7 protein-coding genes are annotated in these 6,744 nt (G+C 64.1%); all 7 read right to left on the reverse strand.

Going from position 1 to position 6,744, the window contains the following annotated elements:
• Positions 1-3: 3 nt before the first annotated feature.
• Positions 4-1,395, reverse strand: coding sequence for an ABC transporter substrate-binding protein (locus ASD05_RS10225; RefSeq protein ID WP_235507925.1), 1,392 nt, complete (start codon positions 1,393-1,395; stop codon positions 4-6).
• A 169-nt stretch (positions 1,396-1,564) separates the two neighbouring features.
• Positions 1,565-2,392: a carbohydrate ABC transporter permease gene (locus tag ASD05_RS10235; RefSeq protein ID WP_056591304.1), complete on the reverse strand. Its 828-nt coding sequence runs from the start codon at positions 2,390-2,392 to the stop codon at positions 1,565-1,567.
• A gap of 10 nt (positions 2,393-2,402) precedes the next feature.
• Complete coding sequence (locus tag ASD05_RS10240) at positions 2,403-3,278, reverse strand: carbohydrate ABC transporter permease (RefSeq protein WP_056591306.1); 876 nt, start codon at positions 3,276-3,278, stop codon at positions 2,403-2,405.
• Between the two features lie 5 nt (positions 3,279-3,283).
• Positions 3,284-4,615, reverse strand: a complete 1,332-nt coding sequence (locus ASD05_RS10245) for an ABC transporter substrate-binding protein (protein WP_056591308.1) — start codon at positions 4,613-4,615, stop codon at positions 3,284-3,286.
• A 36-nt stretch (positions 4,616-4,651) separates the two neighbouring features.
• Positions 4,652-5,743 (reverse strand): ABC transporter ATP-binding protein, encoded by a 1,092-nt coding sequence (locus ASD05_RS10250; protein WP_056591310.1) that lies wholly within the window; start codon positions 5,741-5,743, stop codon positions 4,652-4,654.
• Between the two features lie 34 nt (positions 5,744-5,777).
• Positions 5,778-6,587 (reverse strand): cytochrome b561 domain-containing protein, encoded by an 810-nt coding sequence (locus tag ASD05_RS10255; RefSeq protein ID WP_235507926.1) that lies wholly within the window; start codon positions 6,585-6,587, stop codon positions 5,778-5,780.
• Between the two features lie 6 nt (positions 6,588-6,593).
• Positions 6,594-6,744 (reverse strand): aldehyde dehydrogenase family protein (locus tag ASD05_RS30060; RefSeq protein ID WP_157610060.1); only part of this gene is annotated, 151 nt, incomplete at its 5' end.

Here is a 6,744-nt window from a genome sequence, read left to right on the forward strand (position 1 = left end):
GTTTCATCCTTTTGCAGCACCCGTGGGTACGGCCTTGCCTATCCAACCACCGCTTCGCAGCAGCGACTCGAGCTGCGGCACAGTGGAAGCGAGGGCCTCGCGCGCCGTGCGCTTGCCTGTCAACACGTCGGGCAGGACTTGCCCGATGACGTTCTTGCTCATTTCGTCCCATTCCGGGATCAACGGTCGCCAGTCGGGGTTGGCAGCGCGCAGCACGAAAGGCAGCATGCCTTGCTCGGGATTCCTGAGCTTGAAATCGACATTGGCCAATGTCGACCAGCGGCCCGCGTTGCCACCGAGCGTTGCCACACGCAGATCGTTTGCCTTGCTGGTCAACCACTGGATGAACACGCAGGCGGCTTCGGGATGGCGCGCGTTCTTCGGAATCGCAAGCCCAAAGCCGCCGGTCTGCCCCGACAGGCGGGTGCCGCTCGGATGCATCGCGTAGGCGACCTTGTTCACCACCTTCGAACGCCTCGGATCCTTGGCCGGCCCCATGACGGCCAGCGTGTCGAGATAGAACGCGCATTCGCCATGGAGGAACGCGGCCTGCATCTCATCGAAACCGGCCTTGCCGGCAGCGACCGGACCCGTCTCGACCAGGCGGCGAAGTGTCTCGGCAGCCTTGATGCCTGGATCCTCGTGCAGCACAGGCCTGAAGCCGGCATCGAACACCTGACCGCCGAATGGCGAAAGGTGCAGCAGCCAGGCATGCGTGATTTGATGGCCCGCCTGCGAGCGCGAGCTTACGCCGCCGATCTTTTCCTTGTCGCGGATCACCTCGCAAGCGTGCAGCAATTCTCCGTAGGTGGACGGCACCTGCAGCTTCTGTCGCTCCAGGATGTCACGCCGAAAGCCCAGCACGCTGGTTTCCGCGCCATAGGGCAGTCCGTACAGCCGAGCGTCCGGACCGGGCAGAGACGCCTTCGGACCACCAGCCACGCCGATAGCCTGGACATAGGCGGGAATCAGGTCTTTGAAGTCGTAGTTCGGCATGGCCAGCGATGGGTCGGCCAGCATCTCGTCCAGCGGCCGAAGCAGGCCCTCCTTGATGTACCCGGCCTTCCACACCACCAGATAGGTGATGGCGTCATAGTCGCCTTGGGGCTTTCGCATTCCCGCGAGCTGGCGGTCTTTCATCTCGAGGTAGGGTGTCCGGTCGCGCTCAATCCTGATACCCGTCTCGCGTGTGAAATCGTCGAAGAGCCCTTCGGCTGCATCGTAGTGTGGGTGCGGGCCGGGATAGCTCACGCGGATGGTCTGGCCGCGCAGCTTGTCCCAGGCACGCTGGCTCGAGTTCTGTGCGCGGGCACCGAGCCCCCAGCAAGCGGCGCCATATGCGCCTGCAGCCTGTATCAGCGTCCGTCGGCCAATCGAAGATCGATCCTTCAGCATGCTTCCTCGACAGTCCTGATAGTTGGGAGATCGCAAACAAGGGCCGCCCGATCACTCAGTCTGAGCACGGTGCCGGTGCGAACGTTGCCTGCGAAGCTGGTCATTTCAGGTGCCATCGGCATCGCCATGCCCGACAGGTGTGACACCGCGTGGTTGCAGTCGAGGGCCATCATCCCTTGACCGCACCCGCAGTGAGCCCGGTGATGATCTGGCGCGCGGCGACGAACGTGAAGATCAGCGGCGGGATCGCGATCAGGCTGCCCATCGCCATCACCTTGCCCCAATCAACGCCCATGTCGGTGATGAACAATGAGGCCGCCACGGGCAGCGTGCGGGTGTGGCGGTCGGTCAGCACCAGGGCCAGGATGAACTCGTTCCACGCGATGCGAAAGGTGAAGATCGAAGCCGCGGCCAAGCCGGGGGCCATCAGCGGAAGCAGCACTTTCATGAACACTTTGATCGGACCGCAGCCATCGATGGCCGCGGCTTCTTCCAGTTCGATCGGAACCTGCAGCACGAAGCCGTAGAGCAGCCAGATGGTGAAGGGCAGGTTGACCGCCACGTACAGAAGGACCAGGCCCCACAGGCTGTTGACCAGGTGCCACTGGTTCCAGATCATGAAGACCGGAATGGCCAGCACGGCCAGCGGCACGGTGCGCAGCAGCAGCGTGGTGTAGGCCACCATGTTGCGCCCCGCAAAGCGGAAGCGGGCCAGGCCGTAAGCAGCCATGCAGCCGAGCACCAGTGTGACGGCCGTGGAGACAATGCCGACGAACAGGCTGTTCATCAGGTAGCTGCTGAACTTGTCTTCTTCCAGCACGGCGCGGTAATTCTCCAGCGTGGGCGTGAAGATGAAGTTCAGGGGCTCGGCGAAGATCTGCACCTGCTGACGCAGGCTGGTGGTGAAGATCACCGCGATCGGTGCGATGCACAGCACCGCGAGCGCAATCAGCATCGCGTAATGCAGTGCCGCGAAAAGAGGGGAATGCCGTTTCATGCTTGTCGTCTCACCTGTCGTTCTTGAGCGGGTTCGACAGCCGCAACGCGCCCCAGGAGAGAGCCACGACCACTACCAGCAACAGCACCGAGATCGCCGCCGCAGCGCCAAGCTGCTGACCGACAAAGGCCGTCTTGTAGATATGCAGGGCGAGAATTTCGGTCGAATCGCCAGGACCGCCGAAGGTCAGCACGTAGATCACCTCGAGCACGCGGAAGGCATCTATCAGCCGCATCATCAGCGTGATGGCGATCACGTGCATCACCATCGGCAGCTTGACCATGAAGGTCATCTGCCACCATTTGGCACCATCGATGCGCGAGGCCTCGATCACCGCCGCGTCCACGTTGGCCAGGGCCGCCACCATCATGATGAAGACGAAGGGAGTCCACTGCCAGATGTCGGCGACGACGATTGCGGCGAAGGCCAGGGTCGGGTCCGCCAACCAGCCTCGTGCGGCGATGCCGAACAAGCCCAGGACTGCATTGACGAGGCCGAACTGCGCGTCGAACAGGTAACGCCAGGCCAAGCCGACCGCAATGGGCGCGATCATCATCGGCAGGATGAACAGCGTGCGGAAGAACGCCGTGCCGCGCACCGGGCGTTCCAGCGCCAGCGCCAAGGCGATGCTCGCCACCATCTCCACGCTGACGCTCACCGCTGCGAATTGCAGGGTGGTCCACAGCGACGACCAGACGCGTGGATCGGAGAGTGCCGAGACGAAGCTGTCGAGCCCGACCCAGCGGGCGTCACTCCACGGAGTGCCCATGCTCCAGTCGAAGAAGCCGAGTTGAAAGGCCGACAGAACGGGGTAGAGGCAGGCCGCCACCATGATGAGGACAGCCGGGCCGAGGTAGAAGGCCGGAATCCAGGGAGATGTGCGCATCGCGATCAGACCTTGTAGTTCGCTTCGCGCATGATCTGCGTGACCGGACCCACCAGGTCATTGAGCGCGGCCTCTGCTGTCTTCCTGCCGGTGAGTGCCTCGGAGATGCCGACGCCCAGCGCCTGCACGTTGATCTTGTCCCACACCGGGATGATCGGTCGCCAATCGGGATTGGAGTACTTCAATGCCTCCCTGAACGTGATGAATTCCGGGTACTGGCGCACCAGTTCGGCATCGAGCATCGTGGAGTTGCGCACCGGCGTGCCGCCGGCCCGGGCGCAGGCCTTGTCCTGTGCTTTCGAGGTGAGCCACTGCATCAGCAGGAAGCCGGCATCGGCATTCTTCGCGTTCTTCGGGATCGCCAAGCCCAGGCCGCCCGACTGCGATGCGCGCCTGGTGCCCATGGGGTGCAGCGCCCAGCTCACCTTGCCAGCGATCCTCGACTTGGAGGGGTCGTTGACCAGACCGGCGAGCGAGGTGGAGTCGAGGTACATCGCAGCCTGGCCCTGCAGGAAGGCCGTATTGCTCTCGCCCTGCCCATAGGCCGGGATGCCAGCCGGGCCGGTGGCCACCACCTCCTGCAGGAACTTGAGCGCCTTGACGCCCGCCTGGTCATTGAAGCGCACCTTCCATTCCTCGTCGAAGATGCTGCCTCCGAGCGGGTTCAGGTGCAACAGCCAGGCGTGCACGCACTGGTGGCCGGCCTGTCCGCGCGAGGCCAATGCGCCAATGCCTTCCTTGTCTTTCAACACGCGCAGGAGCTTGGCGAAATCGTCGTAGTTGCCGGGCGGCTGCAGGTTGTGTTTGGCAAAGATGTCGCGGCGGTAGGCCAGCACCGAGGTTTCAGCACCATAGGGCAGGCCGTAGAGCTGGGCGCCGGGGCCTGCCAGGTAGCCTTTGGGGCCACCGACCATGCCCAGGTTCTCCAGGTAGATCGGGATGATGTCTTTCAGGTCGTACGCGGGATCGGCCAGGGCAGAATTCCTGAAGAAGCGCTCCAGCGGATGGATGAGGTTCTTGGCGACATATTCGCCCTTCCACATCACCACGTAGCTCACCAGGTCGTAGTCCCCTTGCGACTTGGCCATTTCGAGCAACTGCTTTTCCTTCATGCGGCCCATGGCCAGCTTGTCCACGTCGACCTTGATGCCGGTCTCCTTGGTGAATTCGGGCAGGATCTTCAGCATCGCGTCGTAGTGCGGATGCGCCGGGATGCTGAAGGTCACGGTCTGGCCCGCGTACCTGGCGTAGCGGCTCTGCGCGAGCGCCCCGTGAACAGGCAGGCCGGCGCCGAACACCGTCATCGCACTGCTCTTGACGAAATCTCTTCTCTTCATGACTGTCTCATTTCTTGTTGATGGATGAGAGCGGAATCAGCGGCGCAGGGAGCGTCCGCTGTCGCTGTCGAAAACGTGCAGGTCTTCGCTGTCGAATCCCAGGTGGACGTTGCGGTGCAACTGCGCATGGGCATCGCCCGGCAGCATCGCGGCCACGCGCTGGCCCGAGGACGTGACCATGTGGCCGACGATCTGGCTTTCGGTGCCGAGGTACTCCACCACTTCCACCTTGACGGTCAACTGCGCCGCGGCAGGGCTGGTTCGCAGCGCCTGCGGGCGCAGGCCCAGCGTCAGACCTTGCTCTGGGTCGGGCGGATTGGCCGCAAGCCAGGCGGGCGGTTGCCAGGCAAAACCTTCGCCGCGCAGCACGCACCGGCCGTCTTCCTCGACATAGCGGGCCTTGAAAAAATTCATGGTGGGCGTTCCGATGAAGCCCGCCACGAACAGGCTCGCCGGCCGCGTGAACACTTCCGACGGCGTGCCCACCTGCTGGATGCGGCCCTTGTCGAAGATCACGATGCGCGAGGCCAGGGTCATGGCCTCGACCTGATCGTGCGTCACGTAGACCGTGGTCTTGCCCAGGCGCTCGTGCAGCAACGCCAGCTCGGCGCGCATGTGGCCGCGCAGCTTGGCATCGAGGTTCGACAACGGTTCATCGAACAGAAAGACCTTGGGCTCGCGCACGATGGCCCGGCCGATCGCCACGCGCTGGCGCTGGCCACCCGACAGCTCCTTAGGTTTGCGCGCAAGTAGGTGCCCGATGTTCAGCACCTTGGCGGCTGCAGCCACCTTGCTGTCGATTTCCGCCTTTGGCCGGCCCGCCAGGCGCAATGCGAACGACATGTTCGTCCCGACGTCCATGTGCGGATACAGCGCGTAGTTCTGGAACACCATTGCGATGTCGCGCGCCATCGGCGCCACGCGCGTGACGTCGCGCCCGCCGATGGTGATGTGCCCTTCGCTGACTTCCTCGAGCCCGGCGATCATGCGCAATGTCGTGCTCTTGCCGCAGCCCGATTCACCCAGCAGCACGACGAACTCGCCATCGCCGATGGTGAGGTCCATCTGCTGCACCACGGTCACCTCGCCGAAGCGCTTGACCACGTTGTTCAATTCCAGTCCTGACATCTTGTCTCTTTGAAGTTGGTTTTTGAAGGAAGGGTCAGGGTCGGCCGCAACGGGCTCGCCAGGCGGCCGCCGTGTAGCGGCGAACCCCCAAACCCATGAGGGGCCGTCGATTTCCCGGGTGCACGGCACTCGGTCCCCAGATGGCCTGGTAGGTGTCGATGCAGCGGCCTTGGCGTTGGAGCCGGATGAAGGCCGCAGCAAAGGCGCACCACCAGAGGGCCAGAACGGCGGCCATCCAGCGCGGCGCGTCGACGATGACGAGCCCGAGAGCGATGGTCATCACCGCCAGGGCGATGGCCAGCCAGCCCAGCGATTTGTGCAGTCGCTCGAAGCCGATGCGCCAGCGAGTCATGTCGTAGTGATCGCCGCGAAGCCGGGCATCGGCAGGGCCGCCCTTGCTGCCGCGCAGCAGGCCGCCGGCAACCTGCGCCCACCCCGCGATACACAGGCTCCAGCCGAGCCACGCATGCACCTGCGCCGCTGTATCGCGTCTACCGGCGAGGCCCCACGCGAGCCCGAGCCCGACGGTCATCGCAAGTACGCCGGCGTACTGCAACACGCGATGCGTATGCCACCACGCCTTGTTGTCGAGCTGCTGCGGCCAGTCCTGGCCCGGCATGATCTTGAAGAAGCGCGCCGCCAACGCGCCGAGCGGCAACAGGATGCCCCAGCCGAGCACCATCAGCCGCGCATGCCAAGCTGTGTGGCCGGCAATGTGGTGCTCGATGGCGCCGGAGAGCGAGGCCAGCAGCCAATCCGACGGCTGTGCCAGCGCTGCGTGAGCGGCTGCCGGCATGGCCGACAGGCCCATCAGCGCGATGAAGCAGGCGTAGCGATGGGTCATGGCTCTTCAACCGGCGGCGGTGTAAGCCGTCTTCACAGTGGTGAAGAACTCCTGCGCATACTTGCCCTGCTCGCGCGGACCGTAGCTCGAGCCCTTGCGGCCGCCGAACGGCACGTGGTAGTCCACCCCCGCCGTCGGCAGGTTGACCATCACCATG

The organism is Variovorax sp. Root434, from assembly GCF_001426595.1.
In the GTDB taxonomy this organism is placed as follows: domain Bacteria; phylum Pseudomonadota; class Gammaproteobacteria; order Burkholderiales; family Burkholderiaceae_C; genus Variovorax.

Bases quoted from the DNA above. Each gene is read 5' to 3' on its own strand.
- ASD05_RS10225 (WP_235507925.1), bottom strand. From the start codon at position 1,395: ATGCTGAAGGATCGATCTTCGATTGGCCGACGGACGCTGATACAGGCT.
- ASD05_RS10235 (WP_056591304.1), bottom strand. From the start codon at position 2,392: ATGAAACGGCATTCCCCTCTTTTCGCGGCACTGCATTACGCGATGCTG.
- ASD05_RS10240 (WP_056591306.1), bottom strand. From the start codon at position 3,278: ATGCGCACATCTCCCTGGATTCCGGCCTTCTACCTCGGCCCGGCTGTC.
- ASD05_RS10245 (WP_056591308.1), bottom strand. From the start codon at position 4,615: ATGAAGAGAAGAGATTTCGTCAAGAGCAGTGCGATGACGGTGTTCGGC.
- ASD05_RS10250 (WP_056591310.1), bottom strand. From the start codon at position 5,743: ATGTCAGGACTGGAATTGAACAACGTGGTCAAGCGCTTCGGCGAGGTG.
- ASD05_RS10255 (WP_235507926.1), bottom strand. From the start codon at position 6,587: ATGACCCATCGCTACGCCTGCTTCATCGCGCTGATGGGCCTGTCGGCC.